This is a genomic window from Sphingopyxis sp. MG (assembly GCF_002953155.1).
GTDB lineage: Bacteria > Pseudomonadota > Alphaproteobacteria > Sphingomonadales > Sphingomonadaceae > Sphingopyxis > Sphingopyxis granuli.
The window spans coordinates 3443489-3469121 of sequence record NZ_CP026381.1 but is presented as its reverse complement, the minus strand read 5'-3'; the positions used below and the strand labels follow the sequence as shown (position 1 = coordinate 3469121).

At 67.3% G+C, this 25633-nt stretch carries 28 protein-coding genes and 1 tRNA gene; 17 read left to right on the top strand and 12 right to left on the bottom strand.

The annotated features are described in order from the left end of the window. Positions 1-27: 27 nt before the first annotated feature. The 5 genes from C3E99_RS15975 to purE form a co-directional block, all read right to left on the bottom strand. On the bottom strand, positions 28-957 hold the full coding sequence (locus C3E99_RS15975; protein ID WP_076077234.1) for a bifunctional riboflavin kinase/FAD synthetase: 930 nt from the start codon (positions 955-957) through the stop codon (positions 28-30). Positions 958-1072: 115 nt separating this feature from the next. After that, a complete protein-coding gene (locus tag C3E99_RS15970) occupies positions 1073-2254 on the bottom strand; it encodes a dipeptidase (protein WP_076077232.1) in 1182 nt (393 codons plus the stop codon). 12 nt (positions 2255-2266) lie between these two features. Then, a complete protein-coding gene (locus tag C3E99_RS15965) occupies positions 2267-2761 on the bottom strand; it encodes a dihydrofolate reductase (protein WP_076077229.1) in 495 nt (164 codons plus the stop codon). Continuing rightward, positions 2758-3855, bottom strand: a complete 1098-nt coding sequence (locus C3E99_RS15960) for a 5-(carboxyamino)imidazole ribonucleotide synthase (RefSeq protein WP_076077226.1) — start codon at positions 3853-3855, stop codon at positions 2758-2760. Before C3E99_RS15960 ends, C3E99_RS15965 begins: the two co-directional genes overlap by 4 nt. 6 nt (positions 3856-3861) lie before the next feature. Beyond that, the gene (purE, locus tag C3E99_RS15955; protein WP_076077224.1) at positions 3862-4371 is read right to left on the bottom strand and encodes a 5-(carboxyamino)imidazole ribonucleotide mutase; all 510 of its coding nucleotides are present in this window, start codon (positions 4369-4371) and stop codon (positions 3862-3864) included. A gap of 182 nt (positions 4372-4553) precedes the next feature. Here purE and C3E99_RS15950 point away from each other — a divergent pair, with 182 nt between their 5' ends. From C3E99_RS15950 to C3E99_RS15935, 4 genes are all read left to right on the top strand, one after another. Next, positions 4554-5198, top strand: coding sequence for a GGDEF domain-containing protein (locus tag C3E99_RS15950; protein WP_067111400.1), 645 nt, complete (start codon positions 4554-4556; stop codon positions 5196-5198). A gap of 79 nt (positions 5199-5277) precedes the next feature. Further along, positions 5278-5607, top strand: a complete 330-nt coding sequence (locus C3E99_RS15945; RefSeq protein ID WP_067186337.1) for a hypothetical protein — start codon at positions 5278-5280, stop codon at positions 5605-5607. Between the two features lie 44 nt (positions 5608-5651). Further along, a complete protein-coding gene (locus C3E99_RS15940; protein ID WP_234002513.1) occupies positions 5652-6203 on the top strand; it encodes a hypothetical protein in 552 nt (183 codons plus the stop codon). A 117-nt stretch (positions 6204-6320) separates the two neighbouring features. After that, positions 6321-6776 (top strand): Dps family protein, encoded by a 456-nt coding sequence (locus C3E99_RS15935; RefSeq protein ID WP_083675227.1) that lies wholly within the window; start codon positions 6321-6323, stop codon positions 6774-6776. 272 nt (positions 6777-7048) lie between these two features. On the opposite strand, the gene C3E99_RS15930 is transcribed toward C3E99_RS15935, so the two are convergent. Continuing rightward, positions 7049-9142 carry a RelA/SpoT family protein gene (locus C3E99_RS15930; protein WP_076077219.1) on the bottom strand — a complete coding sequence of 698 codons (2094 nt, stop codon included), beginning with the start codon at positions 9140-9142 and terminating at the stop codon, positions 7049-7051. A gap of 156 nt (positions 9143-9298) precedes the next feature. Here C3E99_RS15930 and C3E99_RS15925 point away from each other — a divergent pair, with 156 nt between their 5' ends. From C3E99_RS15925 to C3E99_RS15915, 3 genes are read left to right on the top strand one after another with little or no spacing between them, the layout of a single operon-like run. Further along, entirely contained in the window at positions 9299-9820 is a 522-nt protein-coding gene (locus tag C3E99_RS15925) for a winged helix-turn-helix transcriptional regulator (RefSeq protein WP_067111391.1), read from the top strand. A 45-nt stretch (positions 9821-9865) separates the two neighbouring features. Further along, positions 9866-10990 carry a sensor histidine kinase gene (locus tag C3E99_RS15920; RefSeq protein ID WP_104960114.1) on the top strand — a complete coding sequence of 375 codons (1125 nt, stop codon included), beginning with the start codon at positions 9866-9868 and terminating at the stop codon, positions 10988-10990. Continuing rightward, entirely contained in the window at positions 10987-11793 is an 807-nt protein-coding gene (locus C3E99_RS15915) for a LytR/AlgR family response regulator transcription factor (protein WP_076077213.1), read from the top strand. The genes C3E99_RS15920 and C3E99_RS15915 overlap by 4 nt, the downstream gene beginning before the upstream one ends. A gap of 181 nt (positions 11794-11974) precedes the next feature. Here C3E99_RS15915 and ribA read toward each other — a convergent pair whose 3' ends face one another. From ribA to C3E99_RS15895, 4 genes are all read right to left on the bottom strand, one after another. Then, positions 11975-13039, bottom strand: coding sequence for a GTP cyclohydrolase II (ribA, locus tag C3E99_RS15910; protein ID WP_076077209.1), 1065 nt, complete (start codon positions 13037-13039; stop codon positions 11975-11977). Continuing rightward, positions 13036-13821, bottom strand: a complete 786-nt coding sequence (locus tag C3E99_RS15905) for an exodeoxyribonuclease III (RefSeq protein WP_076077207.1) — start codon at positions 13819-13821, stop codon at positions 13036-13038. The genes ribA and C3E99_RS15905 overlap by 4 nt, the downstream gene beginning before the upstream one ends. 405 nt (positions 13822-14226) lie before the next feature. Further along, on the bottom strand, positions 14227-14883 hold the full coding sequence (locus tag C3E99_RS15900; RefSeq protein ID WP_076077204.1) for a LolA family protein: 657 nt from the start codon (positions 14881-14883) through the stop codon (positions 14227-14229). 119 nt (positions 14884-15002) lie between these two features. Further along, complete coding sequence (locus tag C3E99_RS15895; RefSeq protein WP_076078180.1) at positions 15003-17315, bottom strand: FtsK/SpoIIIE family DNA translocase; 2313 nt, start codon at positions 17313-17315, stop codon at positions 15003-15005. A gap of 392 nt (positions 17316-17707) precedes the next feature. Here C3E99_RS15895 and C3E99_RS15890 point away from each other — a divergent pair, with 392 nt between their 5' ends. Together C3E99_RS15890 and C3E99_RS15885 are read left to right on the top strand one after the other, a co-directional pair. Continuing rightward, complete coding sequence (locus C3E99_RS15890) at positions 17708-18937, top strand: FAD-dependent monooxygenase (protein WP_104960113.1); 1230 nt, start codon at positions 17708-17710, stop codon at positions 18935-18937. A 180-nt stretch (positions 18938-19117) separates the two neighbouring features. Further along, positions 19118-19786 (top strand): sigma factor, encoded by a 669-nt coding sequence (locus C3E99_RS15885; protein WP_104960112.1) that lies wholly within the window; start codon positions 19118-19120, stop codon positions 19784-19786. Positions 19787-19890: 104 nt separating this feature from the next. On the opposite strand, the gene C3E99_RS15880 is transcribed toward C3E99_RS15885, so the two are convergent. After that, a complete protein-coding gene (locus C3E99_RS15880) occupies positions 19891-20541 on the bottom strand; it encodes an LON peptidase substrate-binding domain-containing protein (protein ID WP_076077196.1) in 651 nt (216 codons plus the stop codon). 7 nt (positions 20542-20548) lie between these two features. Further along, positions 20549-21460 (bottom strand): tetratricopeptide repeat protein, encoded by a 912-nt coding sequence (locus C3E99_RS15875; protein WP_076077193.1) that lies wholly within the window; start codon positions 21458-21460, stop codon positions 20549-20551. A gap of 207 nt (positions 21461-21667) precedes the next feature. Here C3E99_RS15875 and C3E99_RS15870 point away from each other — a divergent pair. From C3E99_RS15870 to C3E99_RS15840, 8 genes are all read left to right on the top strand, one after another. Next, positions 21668-21742: transfer RNA gene (locus tag C3E99_RS15870), tRNA-Gly, on the top strand. A 725-nt stretch (positions 21743-22467) separates the two neighbouring features. After that, positions 22468-22632, top strand: coding sequence for a hypothetical protein (locus C3E99_RS20000; RefSeq protein WP_006964003.1), 165 nt, complete (start codon positions 22468-22470; stop codon positions 22630-22632). A gap of 105 nt (positions 22633-22737) precedes the next feature. After that, complete coding sequence (locus C3E99_RS15865; RefSeq protein WP_104960111.1) at positions 22738-23217, top strand: hypothetical protein; 480 nt, start codon at positions 22738-22740, stop codon at positions 23215-23217. A gap of 379 nt (positions 23218-23596) precedes the next feature. Beyond that, positions 23597-23914 carry a DUF736 domain-containing protein gene (locus C3E99_RS15860; RefSeq protein WP_006964005.1) on the top strand — a complete coding sequence of 106 codons (318 nt, stop codon included), beginning with the start codon at positions 23597-23599 and terminating at the stop codon, positions 23912-23914. Positions 23915-24007: 93 nt separating this feature from the next. Next, positions 24008-24226, top strand: a complete 219-nt coding sequence (locus C3E99_RS15855) for a helix-turn-helix domain-containing protein (RefSeq protein WP_013831674.1) — start codon at positions 24008-24010, stop codon at positions 24224-24226. 226 nt (positions 24227-24452) lie between these two features. Beyond that, a complete protein-coding gene (locus tag C3E99_RS15850; RefSeq protein WP_066283448.1) occupies positions 24453-24716 on the top strand; it encodes a DNA -binding domain-containing protein in 264 nt (87 codons plus the stop codon). Positions 24717-24853: 137 nt separating this feature from the next. After that, positions 24854-25051 (top strand): transcriptional regulator domain-containing protein, encoded by a 198-nt coding sequence (locus tag C3E99_RS15845; protein ID WP_104960110.1) that lies wholly within the window; start codon positions 24854-24856, stop codon positions 25049-25051. A 118-nt stretch (positions 25052-25169) separates the two neighbouring features. Continuing rightward, on the top strand, positions 25170-25625 hold the full coding sequence (locus C3E99_RS15840; RefSeq protein WP_104960109.1) for a DUF2285 domain-containing protein: 456 nt from the start codon (positions 25170-25172) through the stop codon (positions 25623-25625). The last annotated feature ends 8 nt before the right edge of the window (positions 25626-25633 follow it).

Here is a 25633-nt window from a genome sequence, read left to right as displayed (position 1 = left end):
ACCCCGACTTTCGTCGGGGAACAGGTTTCAGACATGGGCCAGCAGCGTCTTCGCCTGATCGCAGTCCGCCGCGATCTGGGCCATCAGCGCGTCCATCGTGTCGAATTTCGCCTCCGGGCGGAGGAAGGCGTGGAAGGCGACGTCGATCGGCTGGCCGTAGAGGTCGCCCGAGAAATCGAAGAAATGCGGTTCGAGCAGTTCCCTGGGCGGGTCGAAGCTGGGGCGGATGCCGAGGTTGGCGGCGCCTTTCAGCACGCGGCCATCGGACAGCGTGCTGGTGACGGCATAGATGCCGTAGCGCGGGCGCAGATAGCTGCCCATGTCGATGTTCGCGGTCGGGAAACCCAGCAGGCGGCCGTTCTTGTCGCCGTGCTGGACGATGCCGCGCACGGTGAAGGGGCGGGTGAGCAGCCGCGCGGCGGTGGCGCAGTCCCCGGCGCGCAGCGCATCGCGGATGCGGCTCGACGAGACGGCTTCGGCGGCGTCGTCGACCGGCGCCACCATCTCGGTGAAGAAGCCGAGGCGGCGGGCGTGGTCGGCGAGCGTCACGACATTGCCGCCGCGCCCCTTGCCGAAGACGAAATCGGCCCCGGTCACCACCCCCGCCGCGCCGTAGCGATCGAGCAGCAGTTCGGTGATGAAATCCTGTGCGCTGGTGTTCGCCAGCCCGGCATCGAAGGGGAGGACGAGCATCGCGTCGGCGCCCGCGGCGGCGAACAGTTCCTGCCGCTGGTCGAGCGTGGTCAGGCGGAAGGGCGGCGCGTCGGGCTTGAAGAAGCGCACCGGGTGCGGATCGAAGGTTGCGACGATCGCCGGGCGGCCGTCATCCTTCGCATGATGGACGGCGCGGCCGACCACCGCCTGATGCCCGGCGTGGAAGCCGTCGAAATTGCCGAGTGCAATGACGCCGCCGCGCAGGGGGGCGGCGATGCGGTCGTGGCCGTCGAGGCGGATCACGCGCTTTCCTCTCTCCGTTTGCCCTGAGCGTGTCGAAGGGCCGCTCTTTCTTGCCACGGTGAAGGAAAGAGCAGTGCTTCGACAAGCTCAGCACGAACGGACTGAGAAGGCGGGGTCATTTCGCGGCGGCCAGCGGGACCAGCCCCGCGCGGATGACGCGGATCGCGTTGCCGCCCATCGCGGCGCGGATTTCGTCGTCGGTGAAGCCCGCGTCGATCAGCGCCTGCGTCACCTGCACCAGCTTCGACGTGTCGAAGCGCACCGTCGTCGCGCCGTCATAGTCGCTGCCGAGCGCGACATGGTCGATGCCGACGAGGTCGCGGACGTGTTTCATCGCCTTCGCGACGCTCGTGGGCGAGGTGTCGCAGACCGCGGCGTCCCAATAGCCGATGCCGATCACGCCGCCGGTCGCGGCGACCCCGCGAATCTCGTCGTCGGAAAGGTTGCGGTTGACCCCGCACGTCGCCTGCACCCCGCCGTGGCTGGAGACGACGGGGCGGCGCGCCATCGTCAATATGTCGGCGACGCAGGCGTGGCTGCAATGCGCGATGTCGACGATCATTCCCTTGGCCTCCATCCGCTGCACGACCTGTCGGCCGAGCGGGGTGAGGCCGCCCTTTTTCAGGCCGTGCATCGACCCGGCGAAGATATTGTCGAAGAAATGGGTGATCCCCGCCATTCGGATGCCGGCGGTGTAGAGCTTGCCCAAATTGTCGATGTCGCCTTCGAGATCGTGGAGCCCCTCGACGCTGAGCATCGCGCCGACCGGCGGCGGCGCCTTGGTGCGCCGCGCCGCGAGCAGCGCGTCGAGCTGCGGCTGCGTCGCGACCGCCATCAGCCGGCCCTGCGACGCGGCGACGGCGCGGTGCAGTTTCTCGGCGTGCCACAGCGAGCGTTCGAGCAGCGAGTTCCACGTCCGCACCGGTTGAAGCTGCGCGATGACGAGACTGGTGACGATGTCGGTGTCGTCGCCGTTGGCGTCGTAATTCTGCCCCTTGGGCGCCTTTGTCGTGCTCGACAGGATCTGGAGCGCGACGTTCCCTTCTTCGAGGCGCGGCAGGTCCATGTGGCCGCGATCCGCCCGCTTCAGGAAATCGCGGCTCCACAGCAGGCTGTCGCTGTGCAGGTCGACGATCGTCAGCGTCTTGTGCAGCGCCTTCGCGTGCTCGTCGACCTGAAGCAGCGGCTTGCCGTCGATCTTGTTCGTGCCGCGCTCGATCATGCCCGGCGCGAAGAGGAAGAAGGCCGCCGCCGCGACGAGCAGCAGCGCGAGAAGTCCGATCAGCCAGCGGCGCATTCTTCTTCTCCCTTATCCGGTCCTGCGGGTGAAGGTGACAAAGCTGTAGGCCGGCCGTCCGGCTTCGCCCGGGTGATCCTCGCGCGCGATTTCCTGCCATTCGCGGGCGTCGGGATAGGCGATGGTCGCGTCGCCCGCGGGTTCCAGCACCACCTCGGTCAGCTCGATGCGCGTCGCAAGCGGCAGGAACAGGCGATAGATGTCGGCGCCGCCGATCACCATCGCCTGCGGCGCGTTGGCGAGGCGCAGCGCCTCTTCGACCGACCCGGCGGGCTCGGCGCCCTCCTCGTGCCAGTCGGGATCGCGGGTGAGGACGATGTGGCGCCGCCCGTCGAGCACCGCGGGCAGGCTGTCGAAGGTCTTGCGCCCCATGATCATCGGACGGCCCATGGTGAGCTGCTTGAAGCGGCGCAGGTCGGCGGGCAGGTGCCACGGCATCTTTCCGTCCGCGCCGATGACGCCGTTGGCGGCGCGGGCGAGGATCAGCGTGATGTCGGGACGCTTCATCGGGGCGCGGCCTCCGGACCGACCCCCGGGCCGACCCACGTGACGTGACCGAGCTTGCGCCCCGGGCGCACCTCGGTCTTGCCATAATGGTGGACGTGCGCGGCGCCGTCGGCCAGCAGGTCGGGGACGCGGTCGATGTCGGCGCCGATCAGATTGTGCATCGTCACCGGCAGCCGCGGCACGGCGGTGCTGCCGAGCGGCAGGCCGGCGACGGCGCGGACATGATTTTCGAACTGGCTCGCCACCGCGCCCTCGATCGTCCAGTGGCCGCTGTTGTGGACGCGCGGCGCCATCTCGTTGAACAGCGGCCCGGCGTCGGTCGCGAAGAATTCGCCGGCGAGCACTCCGACATAATCGAGCGCGTCGGCGACCTGCGCCAGCAACGCGCGCGCCTCCGCCTGCTGGTCGAGGACGATCGGCGGCGGCGGCAGCGTCGAGGCGCGCAGGATGCCGGCTTCGTGGACGTTGAGCGGGCTGTCCCAGACGCGCGTCTCGCCGTCGAGGCCGCGCACCAGGATCACCGAGAATTCGTGCGCGAAGGCGACGAAGCCTTCGAGGATCGCGGCGCGCGCGCCGATCGCCTGCCACGCCGCATCGGCGTCGGCCGGGTCGGACGAGGCGATCCGCGCCTGCCCCTTGCCGTCATAGCCCATGCGCACCGTCTTGAGGATCGCGGGCGCGCCGATCGCCGCGAGCGCGGCGTCGAGCACGGCGCGGTCGGGCACCGCGGCGAAGGGCGCGGTGCGGCCGCCGAGACCGGCGACGAACGCCTTTTCGGCGAGCCGGTCCTGCGCGACCTCCAGGCTTTTCGCGCCGGGGCGCACCGCGACATGTCCCGACAGGAAGCGCACCGTGTCGACGGGAACATTCTCGAACTCGAAGGTCACGACGTCGCAGGCGGCGGCGAAGGCGGCCAGCCGTTGCTCGTCGTCCCACGCCGCGCGCGTATGCATCGCCGCGACTTCCGCTGCGACGCTTTCGCGGTCGGGGGCATAGACATGGGTGCGATAGCCGAGCCGGGCGGCGGCGGCGGCGAGCATGCGGCCGAGCTGGCCGCCGCCCAATATGCCGATGGTCGAGCCGGGCGGCAGCATCCGCGATCAGCCCTCGCGCACCGGAACCGGGGCGACGCCCCCGGTTTGCGCGGCGCGCCAGGCGTCGAGCCTTTGCGCAAGGCCGGCGTCGGCGTTCGCAAGCAGCGCGGCGGCGAACAGGCCGGCGTTGGTCGCGCCCGCCTTGCCGATCGCGAAGGTCGCCACCGGCACCCCGCCGGGCATCTGGACGATCGACAGCAGGCTGTCCATGCCGTTCAGCGCCGCCGACTGGACGGGGACGCCCAGCACCGGGACGCGCGTCATCGATGCGATCATGCCGGGCAGGTGCGCGGCGCCGCCGGCGCCGGCGATGATTGCCTTCAGCCCGCGGTCCGCCGCTTCGCGGGCATAGGCGACGAGCCGGTCGGGGGTGCGGTGCGCGGAGACGATCCGCACCTCGTGCGCGATTCCCAGTTCCTCGAGGACCTGCACGGCATGCGCCATGGTCGGCCAGTCCGACTGGCTGCCCATGATCACGCCGACGCTGATGCCGGTGTCCGGCGCCGCTTCGCCCATCACCCCAATCTCCCTGCCGCGGCGATTCACCGCCGTCCGGTCCCCCTAGCGGGTCGGGAAGGCGGGAGCAACGCCGGCTTGGGACCCCGTTTACCGATTGGTATCAAGTGGCGGCTATCGTCGATCCACGCAGCCCGCCGGCGCCCGGCCGGGGGGGCGGGGGTTCGCTTCGGGGACGATGGATGGACAGCATGGGGGGGGCACGGATCGCGGTCGACCGGACCGGCGTCATATCCGTCGACTCCATCGAAGATCAGCTCCGCGACATGCGTCGCGAACGCGACGCGCTGCGCCGCGAGAACCGCATCTTGAAGATCGCCGTCGCCGAGCTCGAACGCGTGTCGGAACGCGATACGCTGACCCCGCTGTTCAATCGCCGCTATTTCCTGACCGCGATCCACCAGCGCATCGCCCGTTTCGAGCGCCATGCGGAGAGCGCGGCGATCGTCTTCGCCGACCTCAACCAGCTCAAGCGGATCAACGACAGCCTCGGCCACGCCGCGGGCGATTTCGCGCTGCTCGAAGTGGCGAAGCGGATGCAGGAATCGATCCGATCGACCGACGTCGCGGCGCGGATCGGCGGCGACGAGTTCGGGCTGATCCTCGACCAGTCGAGCGAGGCCGGCGCGCGCGCGCAGGTCGAACGGCTGCAGCATGTGCTGGCGGCGACGCCCGCCGTCTACGATGGGCATGCGATCACCCTGTCGGCCTGTTTCGGGGTCGCGATGCTGCGGACCGGGATGACCGAATCGGACATACTGGCCGCCGCTGACCGCGACATGTACAGCTGCAAGCTGGCGCTCGGCAGCGCCATGGGACACCGCTGAACCGTCTCGCGGAGCGGCCGCCTCAACCGCCTGTTAACCAAAAGCGCGCATGATCCGCCCGAGGGGGAGGGGATGCGTCATGCACGGCCATAGCGACCCGGTTCATCACATCCAGCGCCGGATCACCGGCCAGATCGGCGCGCTCGCCGACGCGCTGCCGCATTGCGCGCTGTCGCAGTTCGTCGAAGGCGTCGACGATATCCGGCGCCTCGCGCGCGACCATGGTTTCGCGATGGTCGAAACGCTGGCGAGCCGGCTCGAATCGGCGGTGGCGGCGGGCGGCTTCCAGGCCGCGATCCGCACCTATCTCGACGCGATGAGCGACGCCGCCGGCGCGCCGCCGGGACCGCTTCCCGCCGCGGCGCAGGAGGCGTGGCTCGCTTCGGTGGCGACCCGGCTCGGGCATTGACGCCGCGCCGCTGACGCCGCACATCGCCTGTCATGGATGCCATCATGCTCGCCCTCGTCGCGGTGGCGCTCGCCAATGCCGACGGGCGCGCGGGGCGTTTCCTGTCGGACCTGCTGGCCCGGCGTGCCGACCGGCGCCGCACCGTCGCCATCGCTTTCGGGGCCTTCGGCGCCAACGCGCTGATCGCCGCGGTCGCGGGGAGCATCGCCAACCGCATGGTCGGACAGGGCGTCGTCGCGCTGCTGCTGGCCCTTGCCCTGCTGACCGCAGCGGGCGCGCTCGCCTGGCGCGGCGCGGCGGCATCTCCGGCGGAGCGCGAGGCGGAACTGCCGGCGCCGCTGCTGGCGGCGCGGCTGTTGCTGGTCCAGTTCGGCGATCGCAGCCACGTCCTGATCGGCGCGCTCGCGGCGACGAGCGGCGCGGGCGTCTGGGCCGCTGCGGGCGGCTTCATCGGCTGGGTGCTGGCGCTGCTGCCCGTGCTGGCTTTCGGTCCCGGGCTCACCGCGCATCGCTCCGCATCGGTCATCCGATGGGGCGCCGCCGCGATCCTGCTGCTGTGGGGCGCGCGCGCGGCGATGACCGCCTTCGGCTTGTAGGTTTCTCCCGTTTTTCCGTCGGTCATCGAATTTTTCGATGACAGCGGCCAAGAGGTTCCATGGGAACTTTTGACCGGCTTCGGCTATATGAAGGAAAAGCAGACGAAAGGACGATATATGCCCCAGAAGAACCAGCCCGCGATCGCCGACGCGCTCAATGCGCTCCTCGCCGACAGCTTTGCCCTCTATCTCAAGACCAAGAATTATCACTGGCACGTTCAGGGCCCGCATTTCCGCAGCCTGCACCTGCTGTTCGACGAACAGGCGGCCCAGATTCTGGCGACCACCGACCTGATCGCGGAGCGGGTGCGCAAGAATGGCGTCACGACGCTGCGCTCGATCGGCGATATCGGGCGGCACCAGTCGATCAAGGACGACGACAAGGCCGGGGTCGACGCCGACACGATGGTCCGCACCCTCGCCAAGGACAATGAGACGCTGCTCGAACGGCTCCACGAAGCCAAGGACGCGGCGGAGGCCGAAGGCGACATCGCGACCAGCGGGCTTGTCGACGGCTGGGCCGACGAGACGCAGCAGCGCATCTGGTTCCTCAAGGCGACCGAGGGTTATTGAGCCCCGGGGCGCCCCTCTTCTTCGTGGTGCGAGCGCGGCAATCTCCGGTCCCGGCAGGGCCGGAGGATGGCTGGAGATTGCTTCGCTTCGCTCGCGATGACGATGCGGGCTGAGGGCGGCGCCGTTAGAGCCTGATCATCTTGGCTTGCAAGGCCACGTGCTCCCGCGAAGGCGGGAGCCCGGAGCTTCGAAGAGCCAAGGTCGGCGCCATGTCGCTCTGGGTCCCCGCCTGCGCGGGGACACGGCGTGGTTCATCCAACATGATCGCGCTGCTAAAGCCGCTCCGCCTGCACCACCGTGTCCGAGGCGCGCAGCGCCGACAGGATGCGCATCACATGATGGACGTCGCGCACCTCGACGACGACGTCGTAGGTGTGAAAGCCGCCCTCGCGGTTCGATAGCCGCAAATTGGTGATGTTCGCCGAATTGGCGGCGAGGATGCCCGACATTTCGGCGAGCGTCCCCGGCTCGTTCATGATGACGACGCACAGCCGCGCGTTGCCGCCCTCGCTATTCTCCTGCCAGCGCAGGTCGATCCAGTCGGCGTCGATCCCGTCGGCGAGGCTGGGGCAGTCGATGACATGCACCTCGATCCCCTCGCCGGGCCGCGCGAGGCCGACGATGCGGTCGCCGGGAACCGGATGGCAGCAGGCGGCGAGCTTGTAGGCGACCCCCGGCGTCAGCCCCGCGATCGACACGGCGGCGCCCTGTCGCAGCTTGCCGGGCTTGGTCTTCATCTCGGCGGTGATGCCGGGCACCAGCGCCTCCATGACGGCGTTGTCCGATAGCTGGCGCTTGCCGATCGCGACATAGAGCGCGGTGTCGTCGTCGAGCTTCAGCCGCTCGACCGCGGCGGCGCGCGCCTTGTCGCCGATGCGGCCGGGCAGGCGCTGGACGATCTCCTCGTAGATCTTGCGTCCCAGCGCCGCGAGCTCGACGCGCTCCTTCGACCGCACATGGCGGCGGATCGCCGCACGCGCCTTGCCGGTGACGGCGAAGCCCAGCCACGCGGGCTGCGGCGTCTGCTTGTCCGACGTCAGGATTTCGACCGTGTCGCCGTTGACGAGCTGGGTGCGCAGCGGGACGAGGCGGCCGTTGACCTTGGCCCCCACCGTCCGGTCGCCGAGCCCGGTGTGCACCGCATAGGCGAAATCGACCGGCGTCGCGCCCTTGGGAAGCTGGAACAGGCTGCCCTTCGGCGTGAAGGCGAAGATGCGGTCCTGATACATGGCGATGCGGGTGTTTTCGAGAAACTCGTCCGGATCGTGCGTCTGTTCGAGGATTTCGAGCAGGTCGCGAATCCAGCCCGCCTGCCCGTCGGGGCCGCTGCCGCCCTGCTTGTAGGCCCAGTGCGCCGCGAGGCCATATTCGGACTGCTGATGCATTTCGCGGCTGCGGATCTGGATTTCGATCCGCATGTTCTGCTGGTGCATGATCGTCGTGTGCAGCGACTTGTAGCCGTTGCGCTTCGGCGTCGAGATATAGTCCTTGAAGCGGCCGGGGACCATCTTCCACTTGCGGTGGAAGAGGCCGAGCGCGGCATAGCAGTCGGCGTCGGTCGGGGTGATGACGCGAAAGGCGATGATATCGGTCACCTGTTCGAAGCTGACGTGGCGTTCCTGCATCTTGCGCCAGATCGAATAGGGATGCTTCTCGCGCCCCGACACGTCGGCCTCTATGCCGTTCTTTGCCAGCAGGTCCTTGAATTCGCGGCTGATCGCGGCGACCTTGTCCTTGCCGCCGGCGGTCAGCTTGGCGAGGCGGCCGGTGATCGTCGCATAGGCCTCCGGCTCCAGCTCGCGAAAGGCGAGCAGCTGCATCTCGCGCATATATTCGTACATGCCGATCCGCTCGGCGAGCGGGGCATAGATGTCCATCGTCTCCCGGGCGATGCGGCGGCGCTTTTCGGGCTTCTGGATGAAATGCAGCGTGCGCATGTTGTGCAGCCGGTCGGCCAGCTTGACCAGCAGCACGCGGATGTCGTCCGACATGGCGAGCAGGAACTTGCGCAGATTCTCGGCCGCGCGCTCATTCTCGGTCTGCGCCTCGATCTTGCTGAGCTTGGTGACGCCGTCGACCAGCCGCGTCACGTCGGGGCCGAACAGCCGCTCGATCTCTTCGGGGGTGGTCAGCGTGTCCTCGAGCGTGTCGTGGAGCAGCGCCGTGACGATCGTCTCGCTGTCGAGATGCAGGTCGGTCAATATGCCCGCGACCTCGACCGGGTGGCTGAAATAGGGGTCGCCCGACGCGCGCTTCTGGCTGCCGTGCTTCTGGACGGTGAAGACATAGGCGCGGTTGAGCAGCGCCTCGTCGACGTCGGGATCGTAGGCGCGCACGCGTTCGACAAGTTCATATTGCCTGAGCATTGCCGTCAATGTCGTGCAAGCGCCGCCAATTGCAATGCGAAAATGCGTCGCGGCGTTCGAACGGGGTATCGGTCGGGCGGCGGCGCGCGCCATAAACTTTTGGCGTTGGCACGGATAATGCGTTAGTGCCGAGTCATGGGAAAAAGTGCTGGGTCCATGGAAAAGCTGCGCGAACCGTTGAACGATCTGGTCGGGGGGCAATGCGCGTTGCCGCTGGCGCTCGAAGCGATGGGCGAGAGATGGTCGTTCATGATCCTGCGCGCCGCCTTCAACGGCGTGCATCATTTCGAGGAATTCCAGCACGAACTGAACATCGCGCGCAACATATTGTCCAACCGGCTGTCGCGGCTGGTCGACCATGGCATCATGGCGCGCGAGGTGATGGCCGAGGATCGCCGCAAGGTCCGCTACGAGCTTACCGAAAAGGGTCTGGAACTGCTGCCCGCGATGATCGCGCTGCGGCAATGGGGCGAAAAATGGGGCGCCGGCGTGCCTTCGACCCCGGTGCTCGTCGACGTGCGCGACGAACAGCCGATCGGCCCGGTGACGATCACCGCGCACGACGGCAGGCCGCTGGGGTACAAGGAGCTGCTGTGGAAGCACCGGTCCGAACTGCAACCGCTCGGCCAGGCGCGGGTGCGGGCCGACGCGCGCGTCGATCCGGTCGCGGCCGAATGAGCCGCGCACGCGCCGCCCGCTGATCGTCCGGACTCCGCCTCTCTCATGCCGCTGTTCGGACTGACCTCGCCGGGGCCCTTTTTCGGCAACAAGATTCGCGCCTTCTGGAACCTCCAGATTCTGGGCTGGCTCGCCTGGTTCGGGCTGCGCGCGATGTCGGGGTTTGCGGGCGGGCAGACCTTCGATTTCCTTGTCCTCGTCGTCGTTTCGGCGGTCACGGGCTTTTCGCTGACGCTGCTGCTGTCGGTCTGCTATCGCGCGCTGATCAATCGCCGCACCATCCTGATGTGGGGGGCGTGCTTCGGGGTGCTGGCGATCGCGACCGCGATCTGGGCCTTCATCGACGCCTGGTTCCTCCAGATATTGAAGCCCGACAGCGACACGAGCTTCACCGGCCTGCTGCTGGTCGCCATCTATATCGACGCGACGACGCTGGCCGCCTGGTCGGCGCTTTATTTCGCGATCAACTATTTCCTCCAGCTCGAGGAGCAGAGCGACCGCGTGCTGCGGCTGGAGGCGCAGGCGGCGTCGGCGCAGCTCGCGATGCTGCGCTATCAGCTCAATCCGCATTTCCTGTTCAATACGCTGAACAGCATTTCGACGCTGGTGCTGCTCAAGCAGTCCGAACCGGCGAATGCGATGCTGTCGCGCCTGTCGGCCTTCCTGCGCTACACGCTCGCCAACGAACCGACGGCGCAGGTGACGCTGGCGCAGGAGATCGAGACGCTGAAGCTGTATCTCGATATCGAGAAGATGCGCTTCGAGGACCGGCTGCGCCCGCATTTCCACATCGATCCCGGCGTCGCGCGGGCGCGATTGCCCTCGCTGCTGCTCCAGCCGCTGATCGAGAATGCGATCAAATATGCGGTGACGCCGCAGGAAGAGGGCGCCGATATCACCATTTCCGCACAGCTTGCCGGTCAAAAGGTTCGGATTACCGTGTCCGACACCGGCGCGGGATTGTCAGCCGACGGCGCGAACCCCACGACGGGCATTGCAACGGAATCGACGGGCGTGGGTTTAGCGAACATCAGGGACCGGCTGGCCCAGGCGTTCGGCGACCAGCACAGGTTCGATGCGCAGTCGGGCGATGACGGCGGTTTTACGGTGACGATCGAGTTTCCGTTTCAGCCCGATGGACAGGCAAGGATTGGAACCGAAGCGACATGACGATCAGAACCATCCTGGTGGATGATGAAAAACTGGCGACCCAGGGCCTGCAACTCAGGCTCGAAGCGCACCCGGATGTCGAGGTTGTCGACACCGCCCTGAACGGCCGCGAGGCCATCCGAAAGATCAAGACCCACAAGCCCGACCTCGTCTTCCTCGACATCCAGATGCCGGGGTTCGACGGCTTTTCGGTGATCCAGGGGCTGATGGAGGTCGAACCTCCGCTGGTGGTGTTCGTCACCGCCTATTCGGACCATGCGATCCGCGCCTTCGAGGCGCAGGCGGTCGACTATCTGGTCAAGCCGGTCGAACCCGAACGGCTCGCCGACGCGCTCGACCGCGTCCGCCAGCGGCTGACCGAGAAGCGCGGCGCCGCCGAGGTCGAACGGCTGAAGACCGTGCTCGCCGAGGTCGCGCCCGAGGCGGCGGAGGAATTCGAGGGCGAGACGGCGGCCGAGGCGCCCGCCGCCGACCGCTATGAAAAGATGATCAACATCAAGGATCGCGGCCAGATTTTCCGCGTCGACGTCGACAGCATCGAGCGGATCGATGCCGCGGGCGATTACATGTGCATCTATACCGCCGACAACAGCCTGATCCTGCGCGAGACGATGAAGGATCTGGAAAAGCGGCTCGACCCGCGGAATTTCCAGCGCGTGCATCGCTCGACGATCGTCAACCTCAGCCAGGTCAAGCAGGTCAGGCCGCACACCAACGGCGAATGCTTCCTGATCCTGGGGTCGGGCGCGCAGGTGAAGGTCAGCCGCAGCTATCGCGACGTGGTGGCGCGGTTCGTGCATTGAATCGGCTCGCACGAAGACACGAAGACACCAAGACTGGACACCGATCGCCCTGAGCTTGTCGAAGGGCCGTTCTTTCTTTTGGGCGCCGCAAGAAGGACGGTGCTTCGACAAGCTCAGCACAAACGGGTCGAGGGAAATCCCTTCGTGTCTTCGCGCGACCCATGTGGCACGAGGGGCCGCGTTAAAGTTGATGCCCCGTCCGGTCGCGCTTGGTCGCGAGATAGTGTTCGTTGTGCGGATTGGTCGGCAGCGCGAGCGGGATGCGTTCGACCACCTCGACGCCTTCCTTTTCCAGCCGCGCGACCTTTTCGGGGTTGTTGGTCATCAGCCGGATGCGCGCGATGCCCAGCAGGTCGAGCATCCGCCCGGCGATCGCGAAGTCGCGCGCCTCGACCGGAAAGCCTAGCCGCAGGTTGGCGTCGACCGTGTCGTAGCCCTGATCCTGCAACGCATAGGCGCGCAGCTTGTTGACGAGGCCGATGCCGCGCCCTTCCTGCCTGAGGTAGAGCAGCACCCCCCACGGCGCGTCGGCCATCGCGTGGAGCGCGGCGTGAAGCTGCGGCCCGCAATCGCATTTGAGGCTGCCGAGCACGTCGCCGGTCAGGCATTCGCTGTGCAGGCGGACGACCGGCGGGTTGGCGTCGCGCTTGCCGATGACGAGCGCGACATGGTCCGACGCCTCCTCCGGGCTGCGGAAGGCGACGATCTCGGCGGTCTCGCTCGCCGCGACGGGCAGGCGCGCGCGCGCCGCGATCGCGAGACGCGCGGGGTCGAGCAACGCGGCGACGTCGCCGTCGGTGCATTCGGCCTCGACGTCGCCGGCGGCCGGGCGCACGAAGAAGGCGGGAAGCAGGCCGGCGTGGCGCGCCATCGTCATCGCCGCGGCGGCGGCCGCTTCGCCGCCGGTCGCGACGGTGCGGAACGGCCCCTTGAGCGGATGCGCGAGGTCGAGCGCGGGATCGGCGACGGCGAGCGCGGCGGCGACGCTGTCGCCCGCCCCGGCGAGCCGTACCGGCCCCGGCGTCGCGGCCGCGCGCTGGTTGGTGAGCTTGAGCGTCACCGCGCGCTCGCCCGACAGCAGCATGTCGGTCCCGCCGAATTCGGCCAGCGCCGCATCGGATGCGCTTTCGACCGCGAGCAGATCGAGCGTCCCGTCGGCGCCGCCGACGCGCAGCGGCCAGCCGCGGCGCAGCGCGTCGATCGCACGCGCCGCGCGGCGCGCGCCCGCGGCGGCGGCGTCGTTCAAAAGGCGAACTCCGTGATCAGCGGAATATGGTCCGACGGCCGCTCCCAGCTTCGCGCCGGCTGGACGACGCGATGCGCCTGCGCGCGGTCGCCGAGGTCGGGCGTCACCCACATATGGTCGAGCCGGCGGCCGCGGTTCGACGCCGCCCAGTCCTTCGCGCGGTAACTCCACCAGGTGTAGAGCGGGGTCGGGGCGGCGATGAAGCGGCGGCCGAGATCGACCCAGTCCGACGCCGCCTGCAGCCGCGCCAGCGTCTCGACCTCGATCGGGGTGTGGCTGACCACGTCGAGCAGCGCCTTGTGGTTCCACACGTCGCTTTCGAGCGGCGCGACGTTGAAGTCGCCGGTGAGCACGGTCGGCTGGTCGAGCGCGCCCGCCCAGTCGGTCATGCGGCCGAAGAAGTCGAGTTTTTGCCCGAACTTGGGGTTGAGCGTCCGGTCGGGAATGTCGCCGCCCGCGGGAATGTAGACATTGTCGACCCGCACGCCCGACGGCAGCGTCACGCCGACGTGCCGCGCCTCGCCATTCGCCTGCCAGTCATATTTGCGCACGTCGGTCAGCGGCAGGCGGCTGACGATCGCGACGCCGTGGTGCATGCGCTGGCCGTTGGTGACGATGTGGGTGTAGCCGAGCCGGTGGAACATGTCGGCGGGGAAGAGGCCGCATTCGACCTTGGTTTCCTGAAGGCAGAGGACATCGGGCGCTTCTTCGCGCAGCAGCTTCTCGACGATGCCGATGCGGGCGCGGACGCTGTTGATGTTCCAGGAGGCGATGCTTGTCATGCGGCGGCTCTATCGGGGGCGGATGCGGTTCGCAATGCCGGGCAGCCCGAAGAAGAGCGAGAGCCATGGCCCGGAAAAACATAAACCCCCGTCCCAGGGGCGGTGGGACGGGGGCTCAAGGTCAGCGTTCGTCACGCTCTTGAAAGAAGGTGCCGGGCCATCCGGATGGGGCAACAGGGGGAAACCCAAAACCGGGAGCCGTGTTGGCGCCTTCGAGGGTTGGAATAGCCGCTTTTCCCTGTCGCCAAGCTGAACGAAACGGTGCGCCGCAAGCCCGTGCCTTCCGTTCGTCGGCGCCAGAACGCCGCTCGTCGAACATCGGCCCGCCTTCCCGTGAGGAAAGCGGGCCGGTGCCGCGCGACGATGGGCAGATGGGGGGGCGGGATGGGCCGGAAAGAGTGCGCGTCAGCGGCCGCCGCGCTTCTTCGGGCGCGGGTCGGTCCAGCGGAAGGCCGAATCGGCCACCGCGACGTTGAACTTCTGGTTGCTGAGGTCGATGCGGGTGCGGTTGTTCTGCGAATCGAGCGCGACCCAGCCGCGCAGGCGCAGCCCCGCCGGCGCCGCCGCGTCGCGGATGAACACCATCGTGATCGTGCCATATTCGGGGCGCTTCGGATCGTGCACCTCGACGCTCAGCACGTCGCTGCTGTCGGTCGGCAGGACCTTCGCATATTTCGACAGGTCGCGGTCGGGGTCGAGCAGCGCGCCGAGCGGCGAATTCTTCACCGGCCAGCGCTGCACCTGCTTCACCTCGTAATCGATCATCGTCAGCGCGCTGCCGTCGCCGACGATCAGCATCGGCACGCCCTTCTGATACTGGAAGCGGATCTTGCCGGGGCGCTTGAGGGTCAGCGCGCCGGACAGCCGCTGGCCGTTGCGGTCGGTCTGCACGAAATCGGCGGTCATCGAGCTGGTCGACTTGAGGTGCGCCTGCACCGCCGCCAGCGTGCTCGACGCCTGCGCAAGCGCCGGGGCGCCGGCGGCAAGGCCGACGACCGCCGCGGGCGCGAGCGTCCAGGCGGCGAGGCGGGTCAGGCGGCGGCGGAAGGTCTGTTCGGTCATCGGGCTCTCGTCATTGTGGAATCCGGGCCTTCATTGGACGACGGGCCTTGAACCCGTCCTGAACCCCGGTTTTACCTGTCGTTCAAATCGCGGGCGGGCGCTTCGGTTCCCGCGTTCCGCTATCGCGGCTGGCCATATTGATCGGTCAGCACGTCGCGCCGCCCGACATGGTTGGGCGGGCTCACCAGCCCTTCCTCCTCCATCCGCTCGATCAGCCGCGCCGCGCTGTTGTAGCCGATGCGCAATTGTCGTTGCAGCCAGCTCGTCGAGGCCTTCTGGCTCTCGGCGACGATCTGGCACGCCTTCGCGTACATGCGGTCCTCGGCGCTGTCGCCGCCCGCCGGGGCGCCCTCCATCGCGAAGCCGCCGTCCTCGGGTTCCTCGGTGACGCTCTCGACATAGTCGGGCGCGCCCTGGCCGCGCCAGTGATCGGCGACCGCGCGCACCTCGTCGTCGGAGACGAAGGGGCCGTGGATACGGGTGATCTGCTTGCCGCCGGGGACGTACAGCATGTCGCCCTTGCCAAGCAGTTGCTCGGCGCCACCTTCGCCCAGGATGGTGCGGCTGTCGATCTTCGAGGTGACGTTGAAGCTGATGCGCGTCGGCAGGTTCGCCTTGATGACGCCGGTGATGACGTCGACCGACGGGCGCTGCGTCGCAAGGATCAGGTGGATGCCCGCCGCGCGCGCCTTTTGCGCGAGGCGCTGGATCAGGAACTCGACCTCCTTGCCCGCGGTCATCATCAGGTCGGCGAGTTCGTCCACCACCACGACGATCTGCGGCAGCGGCTGATAGTCGAGCGTCTCCTCCTCATAGACCGGCTGGCCGGTGTCGGGATCGTAGCCGGTCTGGACGCGGCGCCCGAGCGATTTGCCCTTGGCGAGCGCAGCGCGGACCTTGTCGTTGTAGCCCGCGAGGTTGCGGACCGACAGCGACGACATCATCCGATAGCGGTCCTCCATCTGCTCGACCGCCCATTTGAGCGCGCGGATCGCCTTCTTGGGCTCGGTGACCACCGGTGCGAGCAGGTGCGGGATGCCGTCGTAGACGCTGAGTTCCAGCATCTTCGGGTCGATCATGATCAGCTTCACCTGATCGGGGCCGAGCCGGTAGAGCAGCGACAGGATCATCGCGTTCAGCCCGACCGACTTGCCCGAGCCGGTGGTGCCGGCGATCAGCAGGTGCGGCATCGGCGCGAGGTCGGCGATCACGGGATCGCCGCTGATGTTCTTGCCGAGGATGATCGGCAGCGACCCCGTCTGTTCCTGAAACAGCGCGCTGCCGATCATCTCTGACAGCACGACCGATTCGCGGTGCGCGTTGGGCAGTTCGATGCCGATCACGGTGCGCCCCGGGATCGGCGCGATGCGCGCCGACAGCGCCGACATGTTGCGCGCGATGTCGTCGGCGAGGTTCGAGACGCGGCTCGCCTTGGTACCCGGCGCCGGCTCCAGCTCGTACATGGTGACGACGGGGCCGGGGCGGACTGCGGTGATCACGCCCTTGACCTGAAAATCCTCGAGCACCGATTCGAGCAGGCGCGCATTGCGTTCGAGCCCCGCCTTGTCGACCTGGCCGGTCGGGCCCTCGGGCGCCGGGGCAAGCAGGTCGATCGAGGGGAGCTGGTAGTGGGTGAACAGCTCGGTCTGCGGCTTGGGCTTGGGCTTCGACGGTGCCGAGCGCTGCGCGGGATCGGCGATCTCGGGCGGCGCGCGGTCGCTCGGCTCGGCGCGCGGGCGCGGACGGATAACGCGCTCGACGAGGTTCGGCGCCTTCGCCTCGGGCTCCTTCACTCGCGCCGGTTCGAGGATGCGGCCGCCTTCGGGCGCGGGCAGGCGGAAGCGCTGGTGCCAGCCCTTTTCGAGCCGCAGCGCGCGCCATGCGAGCCACAGGCCGAGCACAACGAGCAGCAGGATGGTGCCGAAGCGGATCAGCGCCGCCGCCGGCTCGCCCGCCTGATCGAACAGCGGCGCGATGGCGCCGCCGACGACCAGCGCGAGCAGCCCGCCCCAGCCGGCGGGAAGCGCCGCACCCGAAGCGGGCGCCCACAGCTCGATCCCCAGCCCGACGAGCAGCACGCCCGCGAAGGCGTAGGCGAGTTGGCGCGGCCAATAGGGCTGCGGCTCGCCGATCCACAGCCGCCACGCGATCAGCCCGAACAGCGGGACGAGCAGCGCGATCGGTGCGCCGCCGACCGACAGGCCGAGGTCGGCGAACCAGGCGCCGGTGCTGCCCATCCAGTTGGCGGCGTGGCCGCCCGCGGCGGTGTTGAGCGCTGCGTCGGTGCTGTCGTAGGTGAGGAGCGCGAGCGCGAGGAACAGGGTGAACAGCGCGAGCGCCGCGGCGGCGGCGATCACCAGCGATCGTGCGATGCTCTGCTTGAAAAGGGTGCGCCAATCGGCCTTTGCGGCGACGGGCTTGCGGCTGGCCATGCTGGTTTCGGTCCCCATCAGAGTGAATTCCGGCGATATGCGCATGCGCCGGACTCGCCGTCAAGCAGCCCACGGCGAGGTGCGCGGGGTCGCGGCGCGGAATCGGAGCGTGTCGCCGGGCGGGGCGAGTGCCGAGTGTCAGTCCGGAACGGACAGGGATCGCTGAAGCGGCTGCTTTTGAAAGTAGGAAGCCGTCGTTCGTGTCATCCACTGGTTTCCCCTCCCGCCTGCGGGAGGGGCAGCGAGAGTTGCGAGCTTGCTCGCTACTCGCAGCGGGGTGGGCCTCTGCGCCGCCGCTACCCACCCCCGCCCCCTCCCGCAAGCGGGAGGGGATGCAAAAGGGGACAATGCGCCCGCTTCCCAATCGCGCCGTTGCGGTCTAGGGCAAAGGCATGAGCGAACCCCTGCGCAGCGATGTCCTGATCTCGGGCGGCGGCCTCGTCGGCCAGGCCCTTGCCCTCGCCCTCGCCCATCACGGCCTGTCGTCGCAGATCGTCGACCCCGCCGACCCGGTCGCGACGATCGCGCCGGGCTTCGACGGGCGCGCCTCGGCGATCGCGAGCGCGGTGTGGCAGATGTTCGGGGTGATCGGCGTCGCCGACCGGCTGGCGGCGCACGGCTGTCCGATCCGCGCGATCAAGGTCAGCGACGGCGGGCAGGCGGGCGAACTCGATTTCGTCGCCGCCGAGGATGCCCCCGCGCTCGGCACGATGGTCGAGAATCGCCAGCTTCGCCTCGCGCTCGCGGCGGCGCTCGCCGATGCGCCGCTGGTGCGGCTGTTCATGCCGGCGAAGGTCGTCGACCGCGCGGTCGACGCGCACGGCGTGACGCTGACGCTCGCCGACGGCACGCGGCTGACGGCACCGCTGCTGATCGTCGCCGAGGGACGCCGCTCGCCGACGCGCGACGCGGCGGGCTTCACTATCGCCAATTGGTCCTATCATCATCACGCGATGATCGGCGCGGTCGCGCACACGAAGCCGCACGATCGGGTCGCGCACGAGATATTCTTTCCCTCGGGTCCGTTCGCGCTGCTGCCGCTCGTCGACGACGAGCAGGGCCGCCATCGCTCGGCCTTCGTGTGGACCGTGTCCGAAAAGGACGGCCCCGCCTTTGCGAAGCTGGGCGACCGCGGCTTCCTTGCCGAACTGGGCAAGCGCGCCGGCGGCATTCTCGGCGACATGGATCTGGTCGCGCCGCGCATGACCTATCCGCTCGGTTTTCACCACAGTGCACGGATCGTCGCCGACCGGATCGCGCTCGTCGGCGACGCCGCGCACGGCATCCACCCGATCGCGGGGCAGGGGCTCAACCTCGGGCTGCGCGACGTCGCGGCGCTGACCGAGGTGCTGGTCGAGGGGGCGCGGATCGGGCTCGACCTCGGCGATGCGGCGCTGCTCGCGCGCTACCAGCGCTGGCGCGGGCTCGACAATCTGATGGTCAGCCTCGCGACCGACGGGCTGACCCGCCTGTTCGGCATTCCCGGCCGCCCCGCCTCGCTCGTCCGCCGCGCCGGGCTGGGCGCGGTGCAGCGCATGCCGCTGCTCAAGCGCTTCTTCATGGACGAGGCGCGCGGCGAGGCGGGCGACCTGCCGCGCCTGCTCGCGGGGGCGGAGATTTAGCGGGCTGGGCGGAAGCTGGCGCGCGATGGTTTTGGACGGACTCCTGTCCATCCGCTCGACACGAATGGGTTTAAGTCAGGTCATCCGGTTCTACGTATTATCCCTTGGTCGCATGGCAGGCCGCGATTCAGCATGATGGTCTATCCCCACCGGTAACGCAGTCGTTGCCGGGAGGGGCGCATGTCGGCGAAGAGCGAGGCGATCGAGGCGGCGGCGGAGGCGCTGATCGCGGCGCGCGCCAAACAGGAGGCGGCGCCCGGATCGCGGACGCGCGCCGGGGTCGACCGCGCCTTCGCCCGGTTGATGGTGCTCGCGGCGCCGCGCATCCGCTATTTCATCCGCGCCCATGGCCTTTCCGACGTCGCGGAGGATGCCGAACAGGCGTGCGCGATTGCGCTACACTGCGCCATCGAGCGCTACGATCCGCGGCGCGCGCGCTTCGCCACCTATATGGCGTGGCCGATCCGCGCCGAGTTGCAGGCGCTGCGCCAGCGGCTGCGCGGCGGGTCGGCACGAGCGGGCGTCCCGCTCTCGCTCGATACATTGGCGGGGGAGGGGGCCGACGGCTGGCTCGTCGACCCGCGGGCTGAGGCGGCGACCGAACGGGCGGCGGCCGACCGCCTCGCCGATGCCGCCGCCGACCGCCTCGTCGCGGCGTGGTCCGCGCGGCGGCGGCTGGCGCCCGGCGCGCGGGCCCCGCACCGGACCGACACTCGCCTCGCCGCCGAGGAGGTGCTCGTCCGCCGTTATCTCCTGCCTGTCGAGGCGGGGCCGCGGCTCTGCGAAAGCGACCGCCACATCGTGCGCCGCGCGCTCGCCGACATCGCGCGCCACGCGGCGGCGGGCTGAGCCGCTAGAGTACCGGTTTTGATTCAATCAAAACCGGGCACTCCAGATTGTTTTTTACCGCGTTTTCCGAGTCGTCAGGCGGTTCCGCCTGACTTGAAAACACTCTATTGCAGCGTCGCGCGGCCGTCGTCGCTGTCGAAGCGGCCGAAGAATTGCATGAACTGGATGACGAGTTCGGCGCGCGCGCCGACCGGCGTCACCTCGAGCAGCGCCTGCTTTGCCGCGGCGTCGAAGGGGGCGACCTGCGCGATGCCGTTGACCAGCGTCGCATCGTCGAGCTGGCCGACCGAATCCCAGTCGACGACATAGCCCTGGCGCTGCGCGAAGCGCTTCGCCTCGCGCTCGAGGCTGGCGCGCTCGACGCTGGACAGCACCGCCTCCTCCTCGCCTTCGGCCTCGATCTCGGCTTCGACCTGACGAAAGGGGGTGGTGACGTCGAGCTCGCGGCGGATGCGAAAGCGCGCCACGCCCTCGAGGACGAGGTTGAAGCGCCCCTCGTCGAGCGCTTCGACATCGACGATGCGGCCGACGCAGCCGATGTCATAGAGCGCGGGGGGCTCGCGATCCTCCTCGCCCGGGATCTGGCGCGGCTGGATCATCCCGATCTGCCGGTCGCGCGCCAGCACCTCCTGCACCATCGCCTTGTAGCGCGGCTCGAAGATGTGGAGCGGCAGGTGCAGCCCCGGGAACAGCACCGCACCGGGCAGCGGAAAGATCGCGATCCGCTGGATGGTGAGGGGCGCGGTCTCGTCCATGCCCGGCCTAACCGAACAGGATCAGCGACAGGCGGCGGCGCTGCGCCGCGACCCACGCGTCTTCGAGCCCCACCGCCTCGAACAGCGACAGCAGCTTCGCGCGCGCCGCGCCCTCGTTCCATTCGCGGTCGGCGGCGATGATGTGGAGCAGATTGTCGGCGGCCGCGTCGCGCTGTCCGGCGCCGATCTGCGCCACCGCGAGATCGAAGCGCGCCTGATGGTCGGCGGGGTCGGCGGCGACCGCGGCTTCGCGCGCGCCGAGCTCGCCCGCGTCGGGCGCATCGGCGGCGAGCGCCAGCGCGCTGCGCGCCTGCGCAATCGCGGGGTCGCCGGCGATTTCGGCGGGCAGCGCGTCGAGCACGCCCTGCGCGCCCTCGCGGTCGCCCGCGAGCAGCATGGCGCGGATCAGCCCGCCGTGCGCGGCGGCGTTGTCGGGCGCGATCTCGACGATCTGGCCGAAGATGCCGACGGCGCGCTGGCCGTCGCCCTCGGCAAGCACCGCCTCGCCCATTTCGAGCAGCGGCGCGATCTCGACCGCGCGGGCGCCCGCATCGCTTTCGATCGGAAGCTGCGCAAGGAGCTGGTCGAGCATGGCCTTGAGCTGGCTCTCGCTGCGCGCATTGGTCAGGTTGGCGACCGGCTGGCCCTGGAAGATCGCATAGACGGTGGGGATCGACTGGACCTGGAACTGGCTGGCGATGAAGCGGTTCGCGTCGACGTCGACCTTCGCCAGCACGACGCCCTTGTCGGCATAGTCGGCGGCGACCTTTTCGAGCACGGGGGCGAGCTGCTTGCAGGGCCCGCACCATTCGGCCCAGAAATCGAGGATGACGAGCTTGCTCATCGAGGGATCGACGACGTCGCGGCGGAAGGCTTCGACGGCTTCCTTGTCCTGCGCATTGAGACCGAGCGTGGCCACGGATGATTGCTCCTGCTTTTGTCGTTCTGCCGGGCCCGGTGCGGCTGATGCAGCGCCGGGCCGGACTGTGTCGATCCGCTTATGTGGGAATTGGAGGCGGCTTGCCAACCCTTGCGCGAAAAAGCGCAAACAGGGCTTGCCGACTCTCCGAGCCGATGCTAATCGCGCGCCTCACCCGCTGGCACCACCCGGTCGCCAGCCGCCAGAGCGGGCGTAGCTCAGGGGTAGAGCACAACCTTGCCAAGGTTGGGGTCGAGGGTTCGAATCCCTTCGCCCGCTCCAGTTTTTCCAAGCAAAATCAATACTTAACGGCGCAAGCCGAGATTGATTTTCTTATTACGCGCCTCAAATTTGGCCCCGCGTAACAGTGACGTAATATGCCGGGAAGAAATGGCCGGATGGCCGTAGCGCAGGTTCGGACAGCCGTTTCGGCGTGACCAAAACTCTCCCACTCATTCTCGAACCCCATCGCCTGATAGCGGTCTGGGTTTTCAATCGCCGCCCGCAACGGTTTCGGTTCTGGACGCTGCTGTTGGAAGGTCACTCTGTCCCCAGCGCGGATGCGACTCGATAGGAGCTGAGCGCTTGCTGACCACAGGCAGGTTGCATCTTCCCGCCATGCTTCCACGCAAAGCTGCGGCGCTCAATCGGCATAGGTGCTGGGATGCTCGATCATATGAACCTCAATGCCGGATATGACGGTCATGCAATGGCTTCGCGACTGCGATACCGGTCATCATCGTTTTGAAGTGATGCCTAGATCAGCATCGGAGAGAACCGCGAAATTAGCTGGTCGCAATTGGCATAGCTCGAACCGCCGCAGAACCACTCGCTCGCAATAGCCGCTGATCCCTGGGCTCGAAGCCTGTCCTCCTTCAATCAACCCGTAAAGGGTCCGCTACGCGTGCGCGTGCGGCCGCAGCTTTGCTGCGGTGATTGCGGCCAGCCCCCGGCCTGTGGGGCGACTGTCGAGCGGGGTGGTCCCGCTCCTAGGCAGGAGCCGCAACATGCCACTGGCAACCGCACAATCGCTTGGCTGGAACCTCTCCCGGACGCTGATGACGGTCATCGTCCTCATCGAAACCAATCAGGGCTACTTCGTCATCCCCGCTGACGAATTTGACGGTGACCCCGAACAAGTAGTTCGCGAATATGACCCCTTCAGCCGCTAATCTCAGGCACATTTCGGCTTTTCGGCCTGCGCCCTGCCGTGCTATTCTTGCACCGCAGATTGCGCTGAGGAGGTGGTGGCGAGCGCGTCCAGACAAGGGACGCTTATGACCATTTTTCTCATCCTCGGGGCCGTTGCTGGCCTTTATGTGCTCGCGCTGCTCTTCCGCCTCGCCAGCTACGCGCTGCCTGTCTATGCCGGGCTCACTTGTGCTTTCCTGCTGCTCGGCCACAATGTTGGCCATCTCGGAGCAATCCTAGGCGGACTGGCGGCAGGCATTGCCACGCTTCTGATTGGGCAGGGCCTCATTGCCTTCATCCGCTCTCCCATGATCCGTGTCGGGATCGCGTGCCTCTTTGCCATACCCGCGGGCTTCGCCGGTTTTCAGGCCGCGCACGCGCTTGGATCACTGGCAACGGACAACAGCATGCTGCTGGCGATCCTTGGCTCCATCGCTGCTATGGCGACATCCCTCTCGGCATGGCGAAGCGTGACGATGTCGGAGCGTGATACGCACGTCACCTCACAGTTTGCCGGTCCCGTGGCTGGGCAAGCCTCTACAGGCCAATCCATGTCGGCCGAGTGATGGCGTGAGGGGGCAATACCGGCGGTCCAGACGCTTCCTTTGCTTGGCCGATTTTGAACCGAGGGTTCAGGGCCAGCATTCACCCGAGCCAGTGCATGCGATCAGCAAATGGCGTCCTTCCCGGCAGAACCGACCAGTGCGGCCTCTTTCGATCCGCGCCCATGTCAGCAAGACGCTTCGCTTGGCAGGCTTGCCGCAACGGTGCTTGCCGAACTTTCTTCCCCCGGCGTTCCGCCGTTCCTCGCGAGACAAGAAAGCCCGGCCACACCGTCCTTCGCTAACGCTGCGGGCTGACGCTGCGGCGCCTGCCACTGGCTGCCCCTTATCCGCGCATCGAGGCCGCACTGGCGCGGTCCCGTCCAACGGAAAGGAAATACCCATGGCAAAGATCGGCAACTTCAAGATGGTTTCGGGCGAACTCCGGGGCCAGATCGTCACTCTCGCCCTTCAGGCCAAATCGGTCAGGATCGTCGCGGAAGAAAACACCAGCGGCAATGCCCCGACCCACCGGGTCCTCATCGGCGAAGTCGAAATCGGCGCAGCCTGGAAAAAGCACACCCAGGACGACCGGCCGTACCTCTCGGTGAAGCTCGACGACCCCAGCTTCATGGCGCCCATTTTCGCCCAGCTGTTCGAAGCCGAAGACGGCAGTCACGATCTGGTCTGGAACCGCCCGAGCCGCCGCAACGACCATTGAATCGGCCAAGTCATCGCCCGGGCCACTCCGGGCGATGACGAATCCCTAGTATATTGGGTGGCAGTATATTAGGGTTACGCCGACCCACGAAGCATGAGGCTTCGGGAGATTTTTGGGACGAATTTAAGGCGATTGCGACACGCCAGTGGGCTTTCGCAGGAGGAATTGGCGCATCGTGCCGGAATCAACCGAAACTATGTCGGCCTTCTCGAACGCGCAGCCAATTCGCCGACGCTCGACACTATCGAGCGACTCGCAGAAGAACTTGCCGTCGATCCCGTGCGATTTTTCGAGAAACCTGGCGGTCGTTGAACGCAAACCCACCGCCATCCACCGAATCTCAGCAGCAATTTTACAATTTCTGAACTACAACAGGCAGATCATTGCCTCTGGGAATGTTTTGTCCCGGCAATCTGGGCTCGGCATTATCCCGTGCTGGGGATAGCGCACTGCCTGATTGGGGATAAGTTCACCCTGCTTCTCTGCGCGTGTTGCAGGGGCGCAGTCACTAAACAGGTTTTGCTACAAGGAGAGACCCATGTCGGCTCCTGAGTTTGCCGATGAACCACCGCAGTCAGACCGATTGAGCGCTTATGATGAGCGCCACCTTGTCACCTATCTTCGCCTGCTGGATGCCGAAAAGGACGAGGCATCATGGGAAGAGGTGGTTTCGATCATCTTCGCCATCGATCCTGCCAGTGAGCCGGATCGCGCGCGAAGGGTCTATGATACCCATCTCGCCCGCGCCAGGTGGATGACGCAACACGGCTACAAGCACCTGATGGTCCCGCGAACCCAATAAAACTGGGCATTTAGCACCAATCTGGCGCAATCGATTGTGCCTTGCCGCGGGGGAGCCCGGAACTGACTCGAGCACTTCTCTCGTCACGGCTCCGACGTGATCGTTCGACTCCAAAAAAACCTCATAGGAGAGGTGCGATGGAGAAGCCGCCCGACTGGCGTTCGGAGAATTACGCCAAAGCGTATGAAAACTATGACCGCACGGATTTCGCGCAGGAATTCCTGCGCCGCAATCCTGAATACCGCGACCAATATGCTGAAGCCGTTGACGCTGCGCCTCTCGCGCTGAGTCGTCTGGCCCGGCACTGGGGGTTGGTCTTTCGCTGCGGACCCTGACCTCCCGGCCCACCATCTCCCGATCATCTGGCACCCATCTACAGCGGCCAGCGTCATCCTTCTGCGCCCGGCACCATTCCCTTGTGACGGTTGCAGCCAAGCCGAAATTGTCGGGAGCATGGATATCGCGGCCGAGCACCGCGATGATGAAGGGCGGCATCTCGTCCTCTCGACGGCGAAGCGCCGCTACCGCCTGAATATTTGCGGCGAGACAACAGAGACCGAACCGCTCGCCTATGTTCTTCCGGGCGACGCATTTTGGGAAACACGGCAGGCCGCTGTTTCCGACTTTCATGAGCATCGCCATCTCGGACATGTGAAGAAGCTCCCGTTCTGCCTTGCGCCCGGTCCGTCAGAGCACTGGCGTCTGGTCCAATGGCTTCGGTTGCTCGATGCGCTGTCCAGCGGTGCAACCACACGCGAATTGGCCATCGAACTTATCGCCCGCGATGCCCGTCGATATTCGGCCGCCGAATGGGACACGTCGAGCGAGCGTAAGCGGATTGCGCGCTGGCAGCGACAGGCGCTCGCTATGCGCGACGGCGGCTATCTCGCCCTGTTGAGCGGCCACTGATCGGGACA

What these genes read in the sequence shown, in the direction of transcription:
- C3E99_RS15970 (WP_076077232.1), bottom strand. Translation starts at nt 2,254, where the DNA reads ATGCGCCGCTGGCTGATCGGACTTCTCGCGCTGCTGCTCGTCGCGGCG.
- C3E99_RS15965 (WP_076077229.1), bottom strand. Translation starts at nt 2,761, where the DNA reads ATGAAGCGTCCCGACATCACGCTGATCCTCGCCCGCGCCGCCAACGGC.
- C3E99_RS15960 (WP_076077226.1), bottom strand. Translation starts at nt 3,855, where the DNA reads ATGCTGCCGCCCGGCTCGACCATCGGCATATTGGGCGGCGGCCAGCTC.
- purE (WP_076077224.1), bottom strand. Translation starts at nt 4,371, where the DNA reads ATGGGCGAAGCGGCGCCGGACACCGGCATCAGCGTCGGCGTGATCATG.
- C3E99_RS15950 (WP_067111400.1), top strand. Translation starts at nt 4,554, where the DNA reads ATGGACAGCATGGGGGGGGCACGGATCGCGGTCGACCGGACCGGCGTC.
- C3E99_RS15945 (WP_067186337.1), top strand. Translation starts at nt 5,278, where the DNA reads ATGCACGGCCATAGCGACCCGGTTCATCACATCCAGCGCCGGATCACC.
- C3E99_RS15940 (WP_234002513.1), top strand. Translation starts at nt 5,652, where the DNA reads ATGCTCGCCCTCGTCGCGGTGGCGCTCGCCAATGCCGACGGGCGCGCG.
- C3E99_RS15935 (WP_083675227.1), top strand. Translation starts at nt 6,321, where the DNA reads ATGCCCCAGAAGAACCAGCCCGCGATCGCCGACGCGCTCAATGCGCTC.
- C3E99_RS15930 (WP_076077219.1), bottom strand. Translation starts at nt 9,142, where the DNA reads ATGCTCAGGCAATATGAACTTGTCGAACGCGTGCGCGCCTACGATCCC.
- C3E99_RS15925 (WP_067111391.1), top strand. Translation starts at nt 9,299, where the DNA reads ATGGAAAAGCTGCGCGAACCGTTGAACGATCTGGTCGGGGGGCAATGC.
- C3E99_RS15920 (WP_104960114.1), top strand. Translation starts at nt 9,866, where the DNA reads ATGCCGCTGTTCGGACTGACCTCGCCGGGGCCCTTTTTCGGCAACAAG.
- C3E99_RS15915 (WP_076077213.1), top strand. Translation starts at nt 10,987, where the DNA reads ATGACGATCAGAACCATCCTGGTGGATGATGAAAAACTGGCGACCCAG.
- C3E99_RS15905 (WP_076077207.1), bottom strand. Translation starts at nt 13,821, where the DNA reads ATGACAAGCATCGCCTCCTGGAACATCAACAGCGTCCGCGCCCGCATC.
- C3E99_RS15900 (WP_076077204.1), bottom strand. Translation starts at nt 14,883, where the DNA reads ATGACCGAACAGACCTTCCGCCGCCGCCTGACCCGCCTCGCCGCCTGG.
- C3E99_RS15895 (WP_076078180.1), bottom strand. Translation starts at nt 17,315, where the DNA reads ATGGCCAGCCGCAAGCCCGTCGCCGCAAAGGCCGATTGGCGCACCCTT.
- C3E99_RS15890 (WP_104960113.1), top strand. Translation starts at nt 17,708, where the DNA reads ATGAGCGAACCCCTGCGCAGCGATGTCCTGATCTCGGGCGGCGGCCTC.
- C3E99_RS15885 (WP_104960112.1), top strand. Translation starts at nt 19,118, where the DNA reads ATGTCGGCGAAGAGCGAGGCGATCGAGGCGGCGGCGGAGGCGCTGATC.
- C3E99_RS15880 (WP_076077196.1), bottom strand. Translation starts at nt 20,541, where the DNA reads ATGGACGAGACCGCGCCCCTCACCATCCAGCGGATCGCGATCTTTCCG.
- C3E99_RS20000 (WP_006964003.1), top strand. Translation starts at nt 22,468, where the DNA reads ATGCCACTGGCAACCGCACAATCGCTTGGCTGGAACCTCTCCCGGACG.
- C3E99_RS15865 (WP_104960111.1), top strand. Translation starts at nt 22,738, where the DNA reads ATGACCATTTTTCTCATCCTCGGGGCCGTTGCTGGCCTTTATGTGCTC.
- C3E99_RS15860 (WP_006964005.1), top strand. Translation starts at nt 23,597, where the DNA reads ATGGCAAAGATCGGCAACTTCAAGATGGTTTCGGGCGAACTCCGGGGC.
- C3E99_RS15855 (WP_013831674.1), top strand. Translation starts at nt 24,008, where the DNA reads ATGAGGCTTCGGGAGATTTTTGGGACGAATTTAAGGCGATTGCGACAC.
- C3E99_RS15850 (WP_066283448.1), top strand. Translation starts at nt 24,453, where the DNA reads ATGTCGGCTCCTGAGTTTGCCGATGAACCACCGCAGTCAGACCGATTG.
- C3E99_RS15845 (WP_104960110.1), top strand. Translation starts at nt 24,854, where the DNA reads ATGGAGAAGCCGCCCGACTGGCGTTCGGAGAATTACGCCAAAGCGTAT.
- C3E99_RS15840 (WP_104960109.1), top strand. Translation starts at nt 25,170, where the DNA reads ATGGATATCGCGGCCGAGCACCGCGATGATGAAGGGCGGCATCTCGTC.